Genomic DNA, 18497 nt, shown 5'->3' with positions numbered 1-18497 from the left:
GGGGAGTGGAATCCAATGATTCGCAACGAGAAGGGCTTCACACTGATCGAGCTTATGATCGTGGTCGTCATCATCGGGATCCTCGCGGCTATTGCGATCCCGAACTTCATCGCAATGCAGGATCGCGCACGCGAGGCGAGCGTGAAGGCGAATATGCATAGTTTCCAGCTGGCGATCGAGGACTTCGCCGTCAAGAACACGGGTACCTACCCCGTGGCGGCGGATGCGGCGGCCGTGAAGTTGAACATGCCGAGCGGCACGTATCCGACCAACCCGTTCACCGGCGTGGTCGACGAGGCTGCGCTGTGGGTGGCCCCGGCCGCTCAGGGTCGTTATGGCACGACCGTGGTGTCGACGAACGGCTACACGATTCAGGGCTTTGGCAAGACCGCGCTCTTGTCGCTCTCGCTCACAAACGGCTAAGTAGACTTAGAAGCAAAAATAGCGGCGGATCCGTTTCCCGGGTCCGCCGCTCGACGAGCAGAGCGACCGCGACACCAACTACGCCGAGCCTGCCGATCTTCACCCCTCCTGCTCCTCGTACTTCGACTTCAGGCGCGCAATCACGTTGGGGTCGGCCAAGGTCGTCGTATCCCCCACCGCCTTCCCTTCCGCAATGTCACGCAACAGCCGCCGCATGATTTTCCCGCTCCGCGTCTTCGGCAAATCGACCGTAAACAAGACCTCATCCGGACGCGCGATCTTGCCGATCTTCTTGACCACGTGCTCCTTGAGGTCGTCCATGAGGCCGGGCCCGAACGAACCGGCATCCTTCGAAGCGGGGTGCGCGTCCTTGATCGTCACGAACGCGACGATCGCCGTGCCCTTCAAGTCGTGCGAACGACCAACCACCGCGGCTTCGGCCACCGCGGGGTGATCGACCAAAGCGCTCTCGACCTCCATCGTCGAGATCCGGTGCCCCGCGACGTTCATCACGTCGTCGACGCGGCCCAATAGCCAGAAATTCCCGTCCTTGTCCCGCTTCGCGCCGTCCCCGGTGAAGTAGACGCCGGGGAACCGCGACCAATACTGCTCTCGATAGCGGGCGGGATCGCCGTAGATGCCGCGCAGCATCGCGGGCCAGGGCTTCCTCAAGACCAGGTACCCGCCGCCGACTCCGACCGACTCGCCTTTCTCGTCCACGACGTCGGCCACAACACCAGGCAAGGGCCGCGTCGCGCTCCCGGGCCGCGTCGTCGTCACGCCGGGCAGCGGCGAGATCAGGATCATGCCGGTCTCCGTCTGCCACCAGGTATCGACCACCGGGCAGATCCCGCCACCGATGTTCTGCTGGTACCAGATCCACGCTTCGGGGTTGATCGGCTCCCCGACAGAGCCGAGCAGCCTCAAAGACGTCAGCCGATGCTTCCCCGGCCACTCGGTGCCCCACTTCATGAACGCCCGGATCGCGGTGGGTGCGGTGTAGAAGACCGTGACGCCCAGCTCCTCGATGATCTGCCAGAAGCGGTCCTTCTCGGGCCAGTCGGGCGAGCCCTCGTAGATCACCACGGTGGCGCCGTTCGACAAGGGCCCGTAGACGATGTAGGAGTGCCCGGTGACCCAGCCGCAATCGGCGGTGCACCAGAAGACGTCCTCCTCCTTCAGATCGAACACCCACTTCGTCGTCGCGTAGACGCCGGTCAGGTAGCCGCCGGTCGTATGAACGATTCCCTTCGGTTTCCCAGTCGTGCCGCTCGTGTAGAGGGTGTAGAGGAGATCCTCCGAGTCGATCGGCTCGGGCCAGCAGGTGTCGGCGATCCCGTCGACCAGCCGGTGCCACCAGTGGTCGCGACCCTCCTTCATGTGGACCTGGAATTCCCCGCGCTTGAAGACGACGACGTGCTCGATCGTGGGCGCGCCCTTCACGGCCTCATCGGCGTCGCGCTTCAATGGCACGATCTGGCCGCGCCGATAGCCGCCGTCGGCGGTGATCAGGACCTTGGCCTGCGCGTCGTTGATCCGGTCTCGGAGCGCCTCGGCGGAGAAGCCGCCGAAGACCACCGAGTGCACCGCACCGATCCGCGCGCACGCGAGCATCGCGATCGGCAGCTCGGGAACCATCGGCATGTAGATGGCGACGCGGTCGCCCTTCGCGACGCCGAGCTTCTTCAGCCCATTCGCGAAGCGGCAAACCTCGCGATAGAGATCCCAGTAGGTGAGCGTTCGCCGGTCGCCGGGCTCGCCCACCCACACGATCGCGGCCTTGTTCTTCCTCGCGCCGCGCAGATGGCGGTCGATGCAGTTGTAGGAGACGTTGATCTTCCCGCCGACGAACCACTTCGCGTCGGGGGGACGCCACTCCAAGACTTTCTCCCACTTGGTAAACCAATCCAGCTCGGAGGCGATGCCGGCCCAGAACTTCTCGGGGTTCTTCTCCGCCTGGGCGTAGATCGAGTCGTCCTGGACGTTGGCTTGCTTCGTGAACTCGGCCTTCGGCGGGTAGGCGCGATCCTCGTCGAGCAAGGCCGCGATCGCGCCGGAGCCTTTGTCGGACTTAGGCGCGGGTTGTTTCTCGTCGGACATCAATACCCCCGGTTCTCGAGGCAGAGGACCAAACGCGGCCCGGACGGCGCTCCGCAGATGCGACCGCGGCAGTATAGCCGCCTGCCGCGACCCGGGACCAGTGATGGCCTTCCACGAAAATTTCCTTGGCGCGCGACCGCCACGTCCCCCACTATTCTCAGGCTCTCGCCTCGAGGGCCGAGGATCTCTTCTCTCCGAGGATCCTGCCCCCGCCAAGGATGGCGCCTCGGCCCTGGCGAGAATCCTTGGCGCCCCCCAGCGACCCCGCCCCGCTCCCCGTCAGGGTTCGTCCTACATCTAATTCCCCCACAACCGTTTATCCTGATCTTGAAGCGCTGGCGCCGGGACACCATCAAAACGTTGATGGGTGGATCGCCGGGATCGGCAAGGACGCCGGTCGTGGCTCGCGGCACAAGGAGCCGGCGGTTCGCCCAAGTCGAAGTACATCCCCTGAAAAGGAGCAATCGATGGCAAAACTCGCCGCGAGGCTGGCGGAGCGCGAGAAGATCGCGGACGCTACCTACGCGTTTCGGTTCGACGTGGGGGGAAAGCCCTTCGCGTACAAGTCAGGACAGACCGTCGACGTCATTCAGCCGGAGCCGCGCTACACCGACGAGGCGGGAAACCGCCGCACGTTCTCCATCGCGGACGCGCCTGGAAAGGAGCGACTCCTGGTCGCGACGCGGGACCGCGGGAGCGCCTTCAAGCGAAGCCTCGTCGAGGCCCCGCTCGGCACGGCGCTCGAGATCGACGGGCCGTACGGATCGTTCACGTTGCCCAGCAAGCCCTCCGACGTCTACCTGCTCGCAGGCGGCATCGGGGTGACGCCGTTTCGGTCGATGGTCGAGGACACGCGCGAGCGCTCTCTCGATCACACCCTCACGCTCATCCACTCGAACCGCACGCCGGAGGAAGCGCCGTTCCTCGAGGAGCTGATCCGGTGGGGCGTGGAGAGCGCAAAGGAGACTTCGACCGGGAAGAAGAAGCGCGGCGGCAACTCAGGTGCTGCGGGCGCCTCGACGGCAACCGCGTCGGGGCGTCCCCGCTTCATCTACGTCCCGACCATGACCCAGGTCGCGCGATCGGCCCGGGGCTGGAAGGGCGAGCGCCGGAGAGTCGCCCCAGACCTCCTCGACGACCTGCTCCCCACCGACCGAAACTCGGCGATCTATTACGTCGCGGGTCCGGAGCGGTTCGTCCAGGGGGCGGTGGGAGCGCTCAAGACGGTAGGGATCGAGGAAGACCAGATCCGCTTCGAGGAGTTCCCGGGGTACTAGGCGCGGGGCGTGACCGCAAGGGCGCGAGGCATCACCCTTACTATGCGAGCCCGCTCGCGCTGAAGAGGGGGCCGGGGTTCTTCCCTTCGGCCGCGGCCTTGAGCCGGAAGAGGAGCCCACCCCAGGTGGTGTTGCAGCTCACGAAGTAGTCGGTGATCTGGCGCCAGGCGGCGTGCTCGAAGCGAAGGAGCGTTCCGGAATTCGCCTGCTCGAGGGCGAAGACGATCCGGGTCCCCGCCCACTCCTTCCCCGAATCGCAGCGCCAGACGGCGCTCCGGCCCGGCACCATCCCCTCCGGGTGGAGACGGTAAGTGGTGGCGCGGTTGAAAAAGCCCAGCTCGACCGCGCCCCTTTCCCCTTCGCGGGTGTCCTCGGCCCACCACTGGGAGAGCCCGGAGGCGACCGAGACGAGGCGGAACAGCGACTCGGGTGTCGCCGCGATCTCGATGGAATGGCGGATATCGGGCATGACGCCTCCGATTCTGACGCTGGCGCCGCCGGGCACAGGGTGCCGGGAGGCTCGAAAGTCGGGACCGTATCAGAATCGGGTCCGCGTGGAGAAATTTCGAGCCCCGACCGGCGTCTGATCGACCCGGTTTCGTAACTTTTTTTTAACGTCCCGGGCACCCCGCCGGGAGGCTTACGGGCGCTCCGGAATCATCGGCAGGGGCCTCCGCGGACGATAGGAATGCGCCAAAACGGAACGGCCAGGGCCGCAAAATGGCATCGGTAAGCTCTTTTCCACCTCAAGGGATTGCGGTATAATTGGGCGTCGCCCCAAGATGTTGTGTTTTCCCTCTTGACGGTGCTCGGACCCCCTCCGGTACATTTCGACCCCTGTTTCCGGAAGGATCCCCGGTCGCATCTCGGCCGGGTGATGGCGGCCGCAGGAAGCGGCGCCTTGGGTGGGGAACGCACCTTTGGATGGGGGTTCGGCGATGATGAGGGACTTGGGCAGCGAGGGGACGACATTCAACGAGGGAATGGCTGTTTTAGAGGGAATCGTGGCTATGGAGACACAGGGGAAACGGGAATTCGGGGTCGAGACCAGAGCGGGTCTCCGCTTCCCCCGCGTCTATACGCGGCCCGGCGAGAATCCCTACGACGAGGTCGAATGGGAGCTCCGCACGGCCGTCATCTCGAACGAGCATGGTCAGATCGTCTTCGAGCAGCGCGACGTGGAGTTCCCCAAGTTCTGGTCGCAGATGGCGACCAACGTGGTGGCCTCCAAGTACTTCCGGGGGCAGATGGGCACCCCGCAGCGCGAGCGCTCGATCAAGCAGCTGATCGGCCGCGTCGCGACGACGATCGCAGGCTGGGGCCGCGCCCAGGGCTACTTCGCCACCGAGGCCGACTCGAAGGCGTTTGAAGACGAGCTGACCTACATCCTTCTCCACCAGAAGGCCGCCTTCAACAGCCCCGTCTGGTTCAATTGCGGCGTCGAGGTCAAGCCGCAGTGCTCGGCCTGCTTCATCAACTCGGTCACCGATACGATGGACGGCATTTTGACCCTCGCGAAGACCGAGGGGCTCCTCTTCAAGTGGGGCTCGGGCACCGGGACCAACTTCTCCTCGCTTCGCTCTTCCAAGGAGGCGATCCAGGGCGGCGGCACCGCGTCCGGACCGGTCTCCTTCATGAAGGGATTCGACGCCTTCGCCGGCGTCATCAAGTCGGGCGGCCGCACGCGCCGCGCGGCGAAGATGGTGATCCTAAACGTCGATCATCCCGACATCGTCGAGTTCATCAAGTGCAAGGCCGAGGAGGAGAAGAAGGCGTGGGCGCTGATCGACGTCGGCTACGACCCCTCGCTCAACGGTCCGGCCTACTCGTCGATCTTTTTCCAGAACTCCAACAACTCGGTGCGCGTCCCCGACGAGTTCATGCAGGCGGTCGAGAAGGACGGCAAGTGGACGACCAAGGCGGTCACGACGGGCGCGCCGGTCGAGACCCACCGCGCGCGCGAGCTCATGAAGATGATCTGCGAGGCGGCGCATCAGTGCGGCGACCCCGGCCTCCAGTTCGACACGACGAACAACGATTGGAATTGCGTCCCGAATACGGCGCGCATCAACGCGACGAACCCGTGCAGTGAGTTCTCGTTCATCGATGACACCGCGTGCAACCTCTCCTCGCTGAATCTCATGCGATTCCTCACCGAGGACGGCACGTTCGAGGTCGAGAAGTACAAGCACGCCGTCGCGACGATGATCACCGCGCAGGAGATCATCGTCAGCAATGCGTCCTACCCGACGCCCAAGATCGAGCAGAACAGCCACGACTACCGGCCGCTCGGTCTCGGCTACGCGAACCTGGGCGCGCTCCTCATGTCGTGGGGGACCCCCTACGACAGCGATCCGGGCCGCGCGGTGGCGGCCGCGCTTACGGCGCTCATGCACGGGCACGCCTACGCGACCAGCGCGCGGATCGCCGCGGTGACCGGACCGTTCCTCGGCTACGAGAAAAACCGCGAGCCGATGCTCCGCGTCATTCGCAAGCACCGCTCGGCCATCGAGAAGATCGACTCACGCTTCGTACCGAAGGACGTCATGGAGGCCACGCGGTCCACGTGGGAAGAGAGCTACAACCTGGGCGTCGAGCACGGCTACCGGAACGCCCAAGTCACCGTCATCGCCCCGACCGGAACCATCGCGTTCATGATGGATTGCGACACGACCGGAATCGAGCCTGACATCGCCCTCGTCAAGTACAAGAAGCTGGCGGGCGGGGGCATGCTCAAGATCGTCAACAATACGGTGCCTGAGGCGCTTCGGTGCCTCGGATACGGGGAGGATGAGGTGGCTCGGATCGTGCGGTATGTTGACGAGCACGAGACGATCGAAGGAGCACCCGCGCTCAAGGATGAGCACCTTCCCGTATTTGATTGCGCGTTCAAGCCGAGGAACGGCAGCCGCACGATCCACTACATGGGCCACATCCGGATGATGGAGGCGGTGCAGCCGTTCGTCTCCGGCGCGATCTCGAAGACCGTGAACATGCCCGAGGACGCGACGGCGCAGGACATCGCCGAGGCCTACATGGAAGCGTGGAAGGGCGGGATCAAGGCGATCGCGATCTACCGCGACGGCTCGAAGCGGAGCCAGCCCCTCTCGACGAGCAAGGAAGACCGCGGCGCGAAGGTCGCTCCGGCGAGCGCGCCGGTCGCGAAGCGGCGGCGTCTCCCCGACGAGCGGCAGTCGATCACGCACAAGTTCTCCGTGGCCGGACACGACGGCTACCTGACCGTCGGCATGTACGAGGACGGCACGCCCGGCGAGATTTTCATCGTCATGGCGAAGGCCGGGAGCACGCTGAGCGGCGTCATGGACTCCTTCGCGACGGCCGTCTCGCTCGGGCTCCAGCACGGGGTCCCGCTCCGGCTCCTCGTGACCAAGTTCAGCCACATCCGGTTCGAGCCGCACGGCTTCACCAAGAACCCGGACATCCCGATCGCGAAATCGATCGTCGATTACATCTTCCGCTGGCTCGGGATCAAGTTCCTGGGCGAGACGCCGGCGTCGACGCAGCACGAGGCGGCGAAGGACGATCCGCTGGAGGCGGGCGGCGTTCAGGCGGTGGCGGAAGTGCAGCTCAAGCTGATCAACGGCGGCGCGAACGGCCACGGCGAGGGTGCGGACGATCGCTCGTTCGTGACGCAGTCCGACGCGCCTCCCTGCGCCGAGTGCGGCTCCATCATGGTCCGTCGCGGGGCGTGCTACTCGTGCCTGAACTGCGGCGCCACGAGCGGGTGCGCGTAGGCCGATTCACGGCCGCAGCGACGGCCGCGTAGACTTCATCCAAAGACCACGTGAATGCGCCCCCCAGCCGGGGGCGCATTTTTATTCCCCTCGTCGTAAGATCCCAAGTCTTGTGAGCATTCGAGCCGCGCGTTTCGTTTTCCTCGGATTCTGCATCGCCTACTTCGCGGCGATGCTGCTCGCGAGCCAAAGCCCGGGCCCACTCGCGTGGGGCCTCCACTCCTTCGGATTTCTGCAGGGCGGCGTGAGGACCGCCTTGGTCGCTCTCTTTCTTGGCGCGGCGGCTCTCACCTTCTGCGGGTGCGTTGCGAAGTCCTCCGCGGCGCCTGCCGAGGAACGCGACACGGCCCCCGGCCCACCCGACGCGTCGCGATTCCCCAAGCTCGTCGCGCTGCTTCTCTTGTTCTGCGCGGCGCTCTACGTTCTTCGTGCCCGCACGCACTTGCTCGGGGACGGGACGGTGTGGCTCACGATCTTGAAGACGGGCCAACACCAAGCCTACAGCGAGCCGCTCGCGGCGGCGGTCTGGGTCGCGTTTGGGTCGATTGTTCGATCGCTCCTGCCGGGGGCGACGGCGGCGGAATTCGGGCTTCTCTCGATTCTCTGCGGTGGGCTCTCGTTCCTCATCTGCTTCGCGATGGCGAAGCATCTGGATCCGGAGACGAGGAGGGACGCCCTCTTTCTCCTTCTTACGCTCGGCGTCACCGGGCTCTATTGCGGCTATCTGGAAAGCTACCCACCGGTGATGGTTCTGGTCCTCGGCTATTTGTGGCTGGGCTTTCGGAGTCTTTCCGGGAAAGGCGCGTTCGCGGCCATTCCGGTTCTACTATCCCTGGCGACCGCCTCACACTTCCTCACCCTCTATCTCTGGCCTTCGTACCTCTACCTCGTCGCTCGACAGGAGCGGCGGATGTCGCACCGAATCCTCTGGTGCCTGGTACCGGTGGTGCTGACGCCGGCCCTGGCTCTGCTCGCGGGGAGTCGCCCGAGCGACTGGCTGGAGTCCTTGCGGATCGCCCTCGACGCGTCGACGCTGTCCGGGGCGGCATCGGGGGGATGGAAATTCACCCTGCCGCATCTCCTGGGGCACGCCGCCGACTTGGCGAACGAGGCTCTTCTGATCATGCCAATCGCCATGCTCCTCGCCATCGCGGCACTGACGACGCGGAGCGTCCGTCAGTGGCTGCGGTCGCGTGAGGCGATGTACCTCGCTGCGGCGATGTTCCCGGGCCTCGCCGCGGCGTTCCTGCTCGCCCTCCCGGCGCCCGCTGTGGATTGGGATTTGCTCGCGCTCCTCTTCGTCCCCGCGTGCGTGCTCGCGATCGGGCTCGGCGCCAGGCTGGTCCACGGCGCGCCGGTCCTCTTTCGCGTTGGCGTGGCGAGTCTCTCGCTCTGCGCCGTTCTACCCTTCCTCCTCGTCAGCGCGAACGAGGAGGCCTCGCTTCGCCGCTTCCGGACCTTGATCGGACCGGGGACCAGGATTCCGGCTCAGGGTCGCGCCTACCCGAACAGCGTCCTCGCGGAGTTCTACGAAGACCGCGGTGACTACCGCTCCGCGCTCGCGTATGCCGGGCGTGCGTACGAGGCCGAGCCGACGAATCCACGCTACTCGGTCATGGTGGGGAGCGAATATTTCCGTGTGGGCGACCACGCGAAGGCGGCTCGCTCCTACGAGGAGGCAATCGGTCGGGGATGGGATCGTGCCTCGACCCGGCACGATCTGGGTTTGAGCTACGCGTATCTGGGCCGCGGCGCTGACGCGCTGCAGGAGCTACGGGCAGCGGCGGGGAGACCCGGCGGAGAGCGACCCGACTACCTGCATGATCTGGGTGTGGCTTACGACCACGCCGGCTACCCGGACTCGGCAAGAGCGGTCTGGACTCGCGTGCTCGATCACTGGCCGGGCTACGCCCCGACGGTCAAGGCACTCGCCTCGCAGGCCCGGCGCTAGGCCCTCGAGGGCCCCCCTGCCGATCGGTGATGACTACGGAATCGGCGGCGGGAGCGGGGGCGGCTCCGAGGCCCTCGGCATCGCGGGGGCCGGCTCACGCCGCGGCGGCACCGGGGTTCGCGCCTGGGGCGGGAGCGTGCGCGCCCGAGTGTTGTAATCGCGCAGGAGCATCAACCCGGCGCCGATCATCCAGAGCTGGATGGGGAGCCCGACGCCGTAGCGGACACCCGCACCGCGCATCGGATTGATGGCGGCGCCGGTCGCGGTCGCCGTCAGGAACTCGAACACGTAGATCAGGATTCCCACGACGCCGAAGAACGCGCCGCCCCATCCGAGCCAGAGCGGCATCAACCCCCTCGACGTGCCCGAGACGCCGCACCCGATGACGGCCGTAAAGAGCAGAACGCCGCCGACCGCGAGCGCGCCCATTTTCCAGAACCAGACTGTGCTGAAGAGCATGGTCGCGAGACCGGGGTCGATCGGATAGTAGGTCTTAAGAAACGGCCCGACGAAGAACTCCATCGAGAGGAAGGTCGTCCAGAGCCCGCCCCCGATCAGGGCACTCGTGCTGACGAGGGAGGCCGGCCCCGACGAGCCCTTCAGGTGGAGAAGAAATCCGTACGCCACCAGGCCGAGCGTGGCGAGGAAGAAGCCCATGACCATCAGGGCGTGAAGCCCCATCCACGATCCGATGTCTTCCTTGGAGAGGGCGTCGAGGATCAGGTTCGTTTGATTCGCGGGCGCCAGCCTCGGATAGAGGCAGAGCGATAGAGATAGAAAAAGGGCCCCGAGCGTGAAGCCCAGCCCCGCGCAGAACTCGATCGATCGGACCCGTTCATCCATGACATCGGCCATCCTGGCCTCCTTGGTGAAATGTGCCCTTGAACCGACCGGCGATGAACGGCACTCTACCGCCGTGCCGGGCAAGAGGGAAGCCAAGAACCGCCATACAGGGGCCGCGACCCCACCCCGCGTCGCCGGCCCGCGCGCGTCCGCGCTGAGCCCCAACGTGCTAGGCGTTCTCTGCGCGTTCGCCGCGATCGCGCTCTACCTCCCCGCCCTCCCCTACGGCTGGGTATGGGACGACCGGCTTCTCGTCATCTCGAACGGCGCGGGCGGTGTGGGCGCGGAGGGCCTCCGCCTCCTGACGTCGCTCCTGTTTCGCCTCGAGTGGGCGTCGGGCTACGGCTCGCCCCTCTTCGCGCACATGGTCAGCATCCTCCTCCACGGCGCGGCGACGTGGCTCTTCTTCCGAATGGCGCTCCACGTCGGGGCGCGGCCCGGGATCGCCTTCGTGGCTGCGCTCCTCTTCGCCGCCCACCCCGTTCACGTCGAGGCGGTCGCCTACATCTCCGGCCTGCCCGATCTCCTGGCCACGGTCTTCGTGCTCACGGCGCTCCTGCTCGCACGCTCCGCCGAGCTCTGCACGCCGGAGGGATGCCGCTCTTGGAAGATCTGGCCTGCCTACGCGGCGATGGTGGCCGCGGTGTTGAGCGACGAGGTCGCGATCGTGACGCCCTTTCTCTTGGTCGGGCTCGACCGATGGGGCCCGGTTCGAGTTCCCTTGCGCCAACGCCTCACGCACTACTCGGGCTTCTTCGCGATCGCCCTGGTCTACCTGCTCGTGCGTTTCGTGTCGGGCGGGGGCGCCACGCCAACCCTTGGGAGCGCCGACGCAGCGAGCGGCATCGACGCCGCGGCGCGAGCCTGGGCGGTGCCGATGGCGGTCTTCGAGTATCTGAAGATGCTCGTCTACCCCCACCCGTTGAACGCGCTCCGAGCGCTCCACGCCGGGGAGGTTTCATCCTGGACCGGCCGGCTCGCCCCGTTCGCTGCCCTGGCCGGCCTCGCGCTCATCGTCGTGTGGCGGAGGCGCGATCCCATCGCCCGGGCCGGCGCGCTCCTCCTTCTTCTCCCGCTCCTTCCGGCACTTCCCCTTCCCATGTTCATCGGATCGTTCGCGGCCGAGCGCGGTGCCTATCTTGCGTCGGTCGGCCTCTGTCTCATCGTCGCGTCGATCTACGCGTGGGCCGCCCGCAGCTTCGCGGCGCTCCGTCCGCTCCTCCTCGTCGCGGCAATCGTGATCGCCGCCGTGGCGGGGCTCGACACGCTCCTCCGCCTCCCGGTCTGGCGTGACGACGTGAGCCTCCTATACGCCGCCGTGGCATCGAATCCCAAGGATCCGGGGCCACACCTGACCCTCGTCAACTACTTTGGCCATGCTCGTGAGTGGCCGGCGGCGCTCGCCGAGATCGACCGCGCGATCGCGCTCGACCCGAAGAACCACGCCGCCGTCGCGAAGCGCACGGCGATCCTGAGCCAGCTTGGTCGCTTCTCCGACGCCGAGGGCTCCGCCCGCCGCGCCATCGACCTCGACCCCAACGACGCCGCTTCCTATGCGAACCTGAGCGATGCGCTCCTGCAGCAGCAGAAGATCGAGCAGGCGGTCGAAGCGGCGCGACGCGCGACCGACCTCGATTCGACGTTCGCGGACGGCTGGTACAACTACGGGGTCGCGCTCGCCGCGTACGGAGATGCGAAGGGCGCAATCGCCGCCTACGGGAAGGTGATCTCACTCCATCCGAGCGACGTCCTCGCGCTGAACAACCTGGGCACGATCCTGGGATCCACAGGGAAGGTGGAAGAGGCCCGCGATCTCTTCATCCGCCTTGTCGGCCTGGCGCCCAAGTCCGTCCAGGCGCACATGAACCTCGCGCTCGCCTACCTCCGGCTGGGAGACCGGGAGAGCGCGGCGGGTGAGCGGGAAGAGGTGCGGAAGCTCGACCCGATGGCGGTCAAGCAGCTCGACGAGATGTTCGGCGCGTACCTGAAGGAGCAGAGGAACGCCGCGGCGAAGAAGGGCGCGCGTTGACCGCGATTTCGAGGACGTGCTAGGGTCGAGCCATGGGCGCCGAGCTCGACACCCGGTGGTTTGACCCCGCCCGCACCAACCTTCTCGTCGGCCTTCTCATTTTCCTCGCATTTCTCACCATCAACATTCTTCGCGCGAAACGCGGCGGCTCGGTCTTCATCCGTCCCCTCGCCGGCCTCAAGGCACTGGACGAGGCGATCGGCCGCGCCACCGAGATGGGCAAATCGGTCCTCTACCTGCCCGGCCTCGGGGACATGAGCGAGGTCGGTACGCTCGCCGCGATCACGATCATGAGCCGCGTGGCGAGGAAGGTGGCCGATCTGGGATGCAGCATGCAGGTCCCCTGCTACGACCCTGTCGTCATGGCGATCATGGACGGGGTGGCGCGAGAGGCGTACGTGGAGGCCGGCCGGGGCGACGAGTTCAAGCCCGGGAGCGTCCACTACGTGAGCGCACAGCAGTTCGCGTACGTCGCGGCGGTCACGGGAGTGATGCTCCGCGAGCGTCCCGCGGCGATCGTCTACATGGGAAGCTTCTACGCCGAGTCGCTCTTCCTCGCCGAAACGGGAAATCTGACCGGCGCGATCCAGATCGCGGGGTGCGACAAGGTGACCCAGCTTCCCTTCTTCGTGTGCGCCTGCGACTACACGCTGATGGGCGAGGAGCTCTTCGCCGCGGGCGCGTACATCGGCCAGGAGGCGGTGCAGCTCGCGACGATCGCGGCGCAAGACTGGGCCAAGGCGCTCGCCGCCGCGATGATCGTCTTGGCCATCGCCCTCTCCGCCCTCGGCCACCCCGAGCTGGGCCGCCTTCTCAAAGCCTCGTGAGCACCTAGGCCGACCGCGTGCGCTCGGGGCCGCTTGTCCTCACGTTCCTCGTCGGCACGACAATCATCGCCCTCTTTTTCATCCCGCATTACCAAGCCCAGGCCGTCAACGGGAAGCTCTTGGAGTGGGCCTCCGTCGTCTACGCGTTCGCGCTGATCCTGGGCTCGATCTCGCTCTGGAATACGCACTTTCGGAAGATTCGGCTCAAGTCGGACGGATGGCCCTACAGCATCGTCACGCTCGTCGCGCTCGTCGTCGTCACCGCGCTCGGCGTCGCCCAGGGGGTCGCCGAGGGGACGCTCGTGAGCCGGATCTACAACATGGTGAACTCGCCGCTCGCTTCGACGATGTTCGCCCTGCTCGCCTTCTTCATCGCCTCGGCCGCGTTTCGCGCCTTCCGGGCGCGGAACGTGGAAGCGACCCTCCTTCTCGTGACCGCCGTCCTCATGATGGTCGGACGGGTCTCGATCGGGGAACTCATCTGGAAGGGGTTCCCCGGATTCACGGAGTGGCTCCTCGACGTGCCCAACCTCGCCGCGAAGCGCGCGATCGCGATCGGCGTCGGGCTCGGAGCCGTATCGATCGGCCTCAAAATCATTCTCGGGATTGAGCGCGGATACCTCGGGAGATCGCGATGAGCTGGGCGGTCAGGGTCCTCGCGATCGACCGCCGCCTGATCTTCGTGCTCGTGGGTCTGGGGACGGCGCTCCCGCTCCTCTGGCCGGTGAACCTCCCGATCACCGTGACGCCGCGCGTCGAAGCGGCGTATCAGACGATCGAGTCGCTTCCGCCGGGCTCGACCGTGTTCATCTCGATGGACTATGAGCCCGACACGATGGCGGAGCTTCAGCCGATGTCGATCGCGGTGCTCCGCCACTGCTTCCGTAAGAATCTCAAGCTGATCGTGATCACGCTCTACCCGGCTGGCCCGGGCCTCGTCGAGCCCGCGCTCCGACTGGCGGCCGTCGCCGAGGGGAAGGAGCGGAACAAGGACTACGCCTTCCTCGGATACAAGTCGGGATTTCAGACGGTGATGATCGCGATCGGCGAGAGCATCCGACAGCAGTTCCCGGTCGATTTCTACGGGACGCCGCTCGATTCGATCCCGGTGATGCGCGGAGTCGATTCGTACGCGAAGATCGACCTCGTCATCAATCTATCGGCGTCGAGCGGGGCCGACTACTGGATCCAGTTCGCGGCGAGCCGCTTCCACAAGCCGCTCATCCTCGGCGTGACCGCGGTCATGGCGACCGACTACTACCCGTACCTGTCGTCGCGTCAGATCCTGGGCCTGATCGGCGGGATGAAGGGTGCCGCGGAATACGAGAAGCGGATGGGCATTTTCGGGGACGCGCGCCGGGGAATGGATGCGCAGAGCCTGGTTCATCTGATCATCGCCGCTCTCGTGATCCTGGGCAACGCGGCGCTCTTCATGACCCGGAGGGTCGCGTGAGCATCGTCGAGACCTGGGTCGCGGCCTTTCTGACGCTCTGCGTCTTCTCGTTCCTCTATCGCGACAATCCGTTCTACCGCTTCGCCGAGCACCTCTTCGTCGGCGTCGCCGCGGGCTACCTGCTCGCGATCCAGTACCAGGACGTGATCCTGCCGAACGTCTGGACGCCGCTCACTGCCGGACCGCGCACGCCGCAATCGATTATCCTGGCCCTGATCCCCGCGATTCTCGGCATTCTGATGCTCGCCAGGGTCTGGGAGCGAATGACGGGTCCCGCGCGATGGGCGATCGCCTTCTACGTGGGGATCTACTCGGGGATCGCGGTGCCGGGATACTTACAGGGACAGATCTTCGCGCAGCTGAGCGACGCGGCGAAGCCGTTCGCGCCGGGCTGGGGCGCGGTCAACTCCGCGCTCGTGCTTTTGGGGCTCCTCACGGTACTGGCCTACTTCTTCTTCTCCGCGCCGCACCGGGGGATCCACGGAGTGGGGGCCAGGATCGGCACCTGGTTCCTGATGGTCGCCTTCGGGGCGTCCTTCGGCTACACGGTGATGGCTCGCGTCTCGCTCTTGATCTCCCGGGTTCAGTTCCTGCTGCGCGACTGGCTTCACCTGATCCCGACTACGTAGCGCCCCGCTCCCGATCGCCGCCGCCGCCGGGTCGCGGCGGGTTCATGCCCGCCCACGAGCCTAGACACGGACGAAGACGTCATCGCCGTCGATCTTCACCTCGTAGGTGCGCACCGCGACGACCTCGGTGTCGGGCGCTTTGCCGGTCTTGACGCTGAATCTCCATCCGTGCCAGGGGCAGCGGACGATCTCGCCGGAAAGGTATCCATCGCCCAGATCACCCCCCATGTGCGGGCACTGGTTCTTGATCGCGTAGACCTCGCCCTCGCACCGGAAGAGCGCGATCCGGATGCCGCCCACCCAGACAATCTTCCCTTTTCCCTCCTCGAGGTCGGAGGCCCTCGCCGCTTTCACGAATTCCGGCATCGCATGGCTCCCAGGGAAAAAGAAAACCGGCGCCCCATTGCCGGAGCGCCGGTCAGTCTACGATCGATTGATTCCGGACCTAGTGGCTCCCGCAGCCCCCGCTACCGCACCCGTGGCCTCCGCCCCTTCGGCCCCTTCTTCAGTCGCGAACGAGGACCCGCAGCCGCAGGTCTTCGCCGCGTTCGGATTGTTGATCTTGAAGCCGCCGCTCTGAAGCGTATCGTCGAAGTCGATCGAGGCGCCGTCGAGATACTGATGGCTGCCCATGTCGACGATCACCTTGACGCCCTCCGCTTCGAACACGAGGTCGTCCGCCGTCGCCGGCTCGTCCGCGATCTGCATACCGTACGACATGCCCGAGCAGCCGCCGCCCGCGACGAAGACGCGGATGCCTTGGAACGTGCCTCCCTGCTGCTGCATGATCTGCTTGATCTCGGCCGCGGCCTTGTTGCTCAAGGTGACCATTGTGGGCTCTTCCTCCGGTTCGATCGATTTGGCGCAGGAGCTATCGCACTGGGCCAAAGCAATATACGTGCCTTATGTTTAGATGCTCCCACCCCCAAAGCGGTGCAGAGCATTCAGCCCCAATGATATCGGGGCCGGGAGGCCGTGTCAACGGATTGGCGTGCGGGGCCGATCCGGGGGCCGGCCAAGCTGCACAATGCGAAGAAGGTTCGTGCCGCCGGAGCGGGTTGTCGTGCCCGCCATCGCGACGACCCAGTCGCCCCTGCGGAGCATCTTCTTTCCGAGAAGGAGCTTCACTCCGGATTCGATCATCCCCTCCGCCGTGCGCCAATGCGGCACCAGCACCGGCAGGACGCCCCACCAGAGCGTGAGCCTCCTGCAGGTCGAGTCGAGCGGCGTCAGCGCGAGGATCGGGGTGTTCGGGCGCGACTTGCTCACGAGGCGCGCCGAGTAGCCGGTGTGGGTGAACGTCACGAGCGCGCGGGCCCGGATCTCGCGGGCCGCTTGAAACGCGGTGTGGGCGAGCGCGTGGGTCGGCGACGCGTGGGCCGTCGGGGCCGTGCCGTCGGAGGAGCGCCGCGGGGCCCTCATCCCGGCGGCGAACTCGTCGGCCTCCGCCGCGATCCGCGCCATCGTCTGCGTGGCCCGGTCCGGGTAGTGGCCCACCGCGGTCTCGGCGCTCAGCATCACGGCGTCGGTCCCATCGAATATCGCGTTGGCGACATCGGACGCCTCGGCGCGGGTCGGCCGCGCCGCGTGGACCATCGACTCGAGCATCTGCGTCGCGGTGATGACGAGCACCTCGCGCAGGTTGCCCCGCTCGATGATCCGCTTTTGCAAGATCGGGACGCGCTCGGCCGGGTACTCGACCCCAAGGTCCCCGCGCGCGATCATCACGCCGTCCGCTTCGTCGAGAATCGACTCGAGGTTCTCGATCGCCTCGCGGCGCTCGATCTTCGCGATGACCGCGGGGGGCCGCTGCGCCCGGCGGAGGAGCCTCCGGAGCGCGATGATGTCATCGCCCCGGCGAACGAAGGAGAGGGCGACGTAATCGACGCCCATCGAGAGGCCGAAGGAGAGATCGGCGCGGTCCTTGGCGGTCATGGACGGCACGCTCAGGCGGACGCCTGGGAAGTTGACCCCTTTGTGGTCGGCGATCTCGCCGCCCGTGACGACGCGGCATCGAAGCCCGTCCTTGCCCTTGCCCACCACGCGAATCTCGACCAGGCCGTCCGCGATCAGGACGCGGTCGCCCACTTTCACGTCGCGCATCAGGCCCGAATAGACGATCGGGACCCGGCGCGCGTTCCCTTTGCCGCGGCGATTGGTGAGGATCACCTCGGCGCCGGCGCGGAGCTGCGCGACGCCGCCGTCCAATTCCCCGACGCGGAGCCGGGGGCCCTGAAGGTCGAGGAGGAGCCCGACGTGCTTGCCGATCCGCTTCGACACGGCGCGGATGTGACGGATCGCGCGCGAGTGGTCGCGGTAGGTGCCGTGGGAAAAATTGAGGCGCGCGACATCCATCCCGCCGCGGATCATGCGGGCTAGAACGGCCGGGTCGGAGGAGGCCGGCCCGATGGTGGCGATGATCTTGGTGCGGCGCGAGGACACTAGACGGCGAGCGTCGCCATGACCTCCTCGGCGTGCCCCTCAACCTTGACGCGCCGGAAGACGTTCTCGACGCGACCCTCGCGGTCGATCACGAACGTCGTTCGCTCGATCCCCCAGTAGCTCCGGCCGTAGAGATTCTTCTCCTTGTACGTCCCGTACTGGCGCGACACTGCGGCGTCGACGTCCGAGAGGAGCGGGAACGGCAGGTTGTACTTCTGCGTGAATCGCTGGTGGCTCAGCTCGTCATCGAGGCTGACCCCGAGCACCACGGCGCCCTTTGTCTGGATCCGCGGGAGGTGGTCGCGGAACGCGCAGGCTTCCATCGTGCAGCCCGGCGTGTCGTCCTTCGGGTAGAAGTAGAGAATGACGCGCTTCCCCGGAATTCATTGAGCGAGATCTTCCGGCCGAGCGTGCTCGGAAGCGAGAACTCCGGCGCCATCATGCCCACGGTCAGGCTCTCGCCCGGCCAATCGGGCGAGCCAGGCTTCGCGGCCGACCGGCGTCGCGGCGCGGGCGGGACGTTGACCGGCGGCTCCGTGTACGTGCTCATGGTGGGCTCGGATTCGAACTCCAGCGCTCCCTGCCCCGAGCCTCCCGTCCTACCGCCCGAGCGCGCCGACATCTTCGACCTGCCCATGACGGGCGCTTTCGCCGCCCTTGCCGCCTGAGGCATCGGCCTAGGAGGCGCCTTCGCCTTCGAGGCTGGCTTCGGCTTGGTAGCGGGACGGGCCTTTGCTTTGGCAGCGGCGCTCGATTTTGGACGTGTTG

General features: G+C 66.3%; 15 protein-coding genes and 1 pseudogene. 9 read left to right on the top strand and 7 right to left on the bottom strand.

All coding sequences use genetic code 11. The annotated features are described in order from the left end of the window. The first annotated feature begins 15 nt into the window (after positions 1–15). A complete protein-coding gene (locus E6K79_03395; protein ID TMQ65925.1) occupies positions 16–423 on the top strand; it encodes a type II secretion system protein in 408 nt (135 codons plus the stop codon). A 99-nt stretch (positions 424–522) separates the two neighbouring features. On the opposite strand, the gene acs is transcribed toward E6K79_03395, so the two are convergent. Beyond that, the gene (gene acs / locus E6K79_03390; protein TMQ65924.1) at positions 523–2523 is read right to left on the bottom strand and encodes an acetate--CoA ligase; all 2001 of its coding nucleotides are present in this window, start codon (positions 2521–2523) and stop codon (positions 523–525) included. Between the two features lie 125 nt (positions 2524–2648). Between acs and E6K79_03385 the strand changes: the two genes are divergently transcribed. Beyond that, positions 2649–3800: an FAD-dependent oxidoreductase gene (locus tag E6K79_03385; protein TMQ65923.1), complete on the top strand. Its 1152-nt coding sequence runs from the start codon at positions 2649–2651 to the stop codon at positions 3798–3800. A 40-nt stretch (positions 3801–3840) separates the two neighbouring features. On the opposite strand, the gene E6K79_03380 is transcribed toward E6K79_03385, so the two are convergent. Continuing rightward, positions 3841–4269 carry an SRPBCC domain-containing protein gene (locus E6K79_03380; protein TMQ65922.1) on the bottom strand — a complete coding sequence of 143 codons (429 nt, stop codon included), beginning with the start codon at positions 4267–4269 and terminating at the stop codon, positions 3841–3843. A 514-nt stretch (positions 4270–4783) separates the two neighbouring features. Here E6K79_03380 and E6K79_03375 point away from each other — a divergent pair. Then, positions 4784–7555 (top strand): vitamin B12-dependent ribonucleotide reductase, encoded by a 2772-nt coding sequence (locus E6K79_03375; GenBank protein ID TMQ66081.1) that lies wholly within the window; start codon positions 4784–4786, stop codon positions 7553–7555. A gap of 112 nt (positions 7556–7667) precedes the next feature. Then, on the top strand, positions 7668–9506 hold the full coding sequence (locus E6K79_03370) for a hypothetical protein (GenBank protein TMQ65921.1): 1839 nt from the start codon (positions 7668–7670) through the stop codon (positions 9504–9506). A gap of 33 nt (positions 9507–9539) precedes the next feature. Here the strand turns inward: E6K79_03370 and E6K79_03365 are convergent, their stop codons facing one another. After that, positions 9540–10349 (bottom strand): hypothetical protein, encoded by an 810-nt coding sequence (locus E6K79_03365; GenBank protein TMQ65920.1) that lies wholly within the window; start codon positions 10347–10349, stop codon positions 9540–9542. Here E6K79_03365 and E6K79_03360 point away from each other — a divergent pair. From E6K79_03360 to E6K79_03340, 5 genes are read left to right on the top strand one after another with little or no spacing between them, the layout of a single operon-like run. Beyond that, on the top strand, positions 10348–12378 hold the full coding sequence (locus E6K79_03360; GenBank protein TMQ65919.1) for a tetratricopeptide repeat protein: 2031 nt from the start codon (positions 10348–10350) through the stop codon (positions 12376–12378). The genes E6K79_03365 and E6K79_03360 overlap by 2 nt on opposite strands. Positions 12379–12410: 32 nt before the next feature. Next, the gene (locus E6K79_03355) at positions 12411–13205 is read left to right on the top strand and encodes a hypothetical protein (GenBank protein TMQ65918.1); all 795 of its coding nucleotides are present in this window, start codon (positions 12411–12413) and stop codon (positions 13203–13205) included. Between the two features lie 17 nt (positions 13206–13222). Then, positions 13223–13843 carry a hypothetical protein gene (locus E6K79_03350; GenBank protein TMQ65917.1) on the top strand — a complete coding sequence of 207 codons (621 nt, stop codon included), beginning with the start codon at positions 13223–13225 and terminating at the stop codon, positions 13841–13843. Beyond that, positions 13840–14658, top strand: coding sequence for a hypothetical protein (locus E6K79_03345; GenBank protein ID TMQ65916.1), 819 nt, complete (start codon positions 13840–13842; stop codon positions 14656–14658). Before E6K79_03350 ends, E6K79_03345 begins: the two co-directional genes overlap by 4 nt. Further along, positions 14655–15287, top strand: a complete 633-nt coding sequence (locus E6K79_03340) for a hypothetical protein (GenBank protein TMQ65915.1) — start codon at positions 14655–14657, stop codon at positions 15285–15287. The genes E6K79_03345 and E6K79_03340 overlap by 4 nt, the downstream gene beginning before the upstream one ends. 60 nt (positions 15288–15347) lie before the next feature. Here E6K79_03340 and E6K79_03335 read toward each other — a convergent pair whose 3' ends face one another. The 4 genes and pseudogenes from E6K79_03335 to E6K79_03320 all read right to left on the bottom strand — a co-directional run bounded on the left by E6K79_03335 (position 15348) and on the right by E6K79_03320 (position 18171). Continuing rightward, entirely contained in the window at positions 15348–15653 is a 306-nt protein-coding gene (locus tag E6K79_03335) for a Rieske (2Fe-2S) protein (GenBank protein ID TMQ65914.1), read from the bottom strand. Between the two features lie 57 nt (positions 15654–15710). Further along, entirely contained in the window at positions 15711–16118 is a 408-nt protein-coding gene (locus E6K79_03330; GenBank protein ID TMQ65913.1) for an iron-sulfur cluster assembly accessory protein, read from the bottom strand. Positions 16119–16265: 147 nt separating this feature from the next. After that, complete coding sequence (gene pyk, locus E6K79_03325; GenBank protein ID TMQ65912.1) at positions 16266–17729, bottom strand: pyruvate kinase; 1464 nt, start codon at positions 17727–17729, stop codon at positions 16266–16268. Further along, positions 17729–18171, bottom strand: a pseudogene (locus E6K79_03320) (thioredoxin-dependent thiol peroxidase). Before E6K79_03320 ends, pyk begins: the two are co-directional and overlap by 1 nt. Positions 18172–18497: the final 326 nt, after the last annotated feature.

The sequence above is a fragment of the Candidatus Eisenbacteria bacterium genome (genome assembly GCA_005893305.1).
GTDB lineage: Bacteria > Eisenbacteria > RBG-16-71-46 > SZUA-252 > SZUA-252 > WS-9.
The sequence above is the reverse complement of the archived record's forward strand: the minus strand, read 5'-3'. Positions and strand labels throughout refer to the sequence as shown.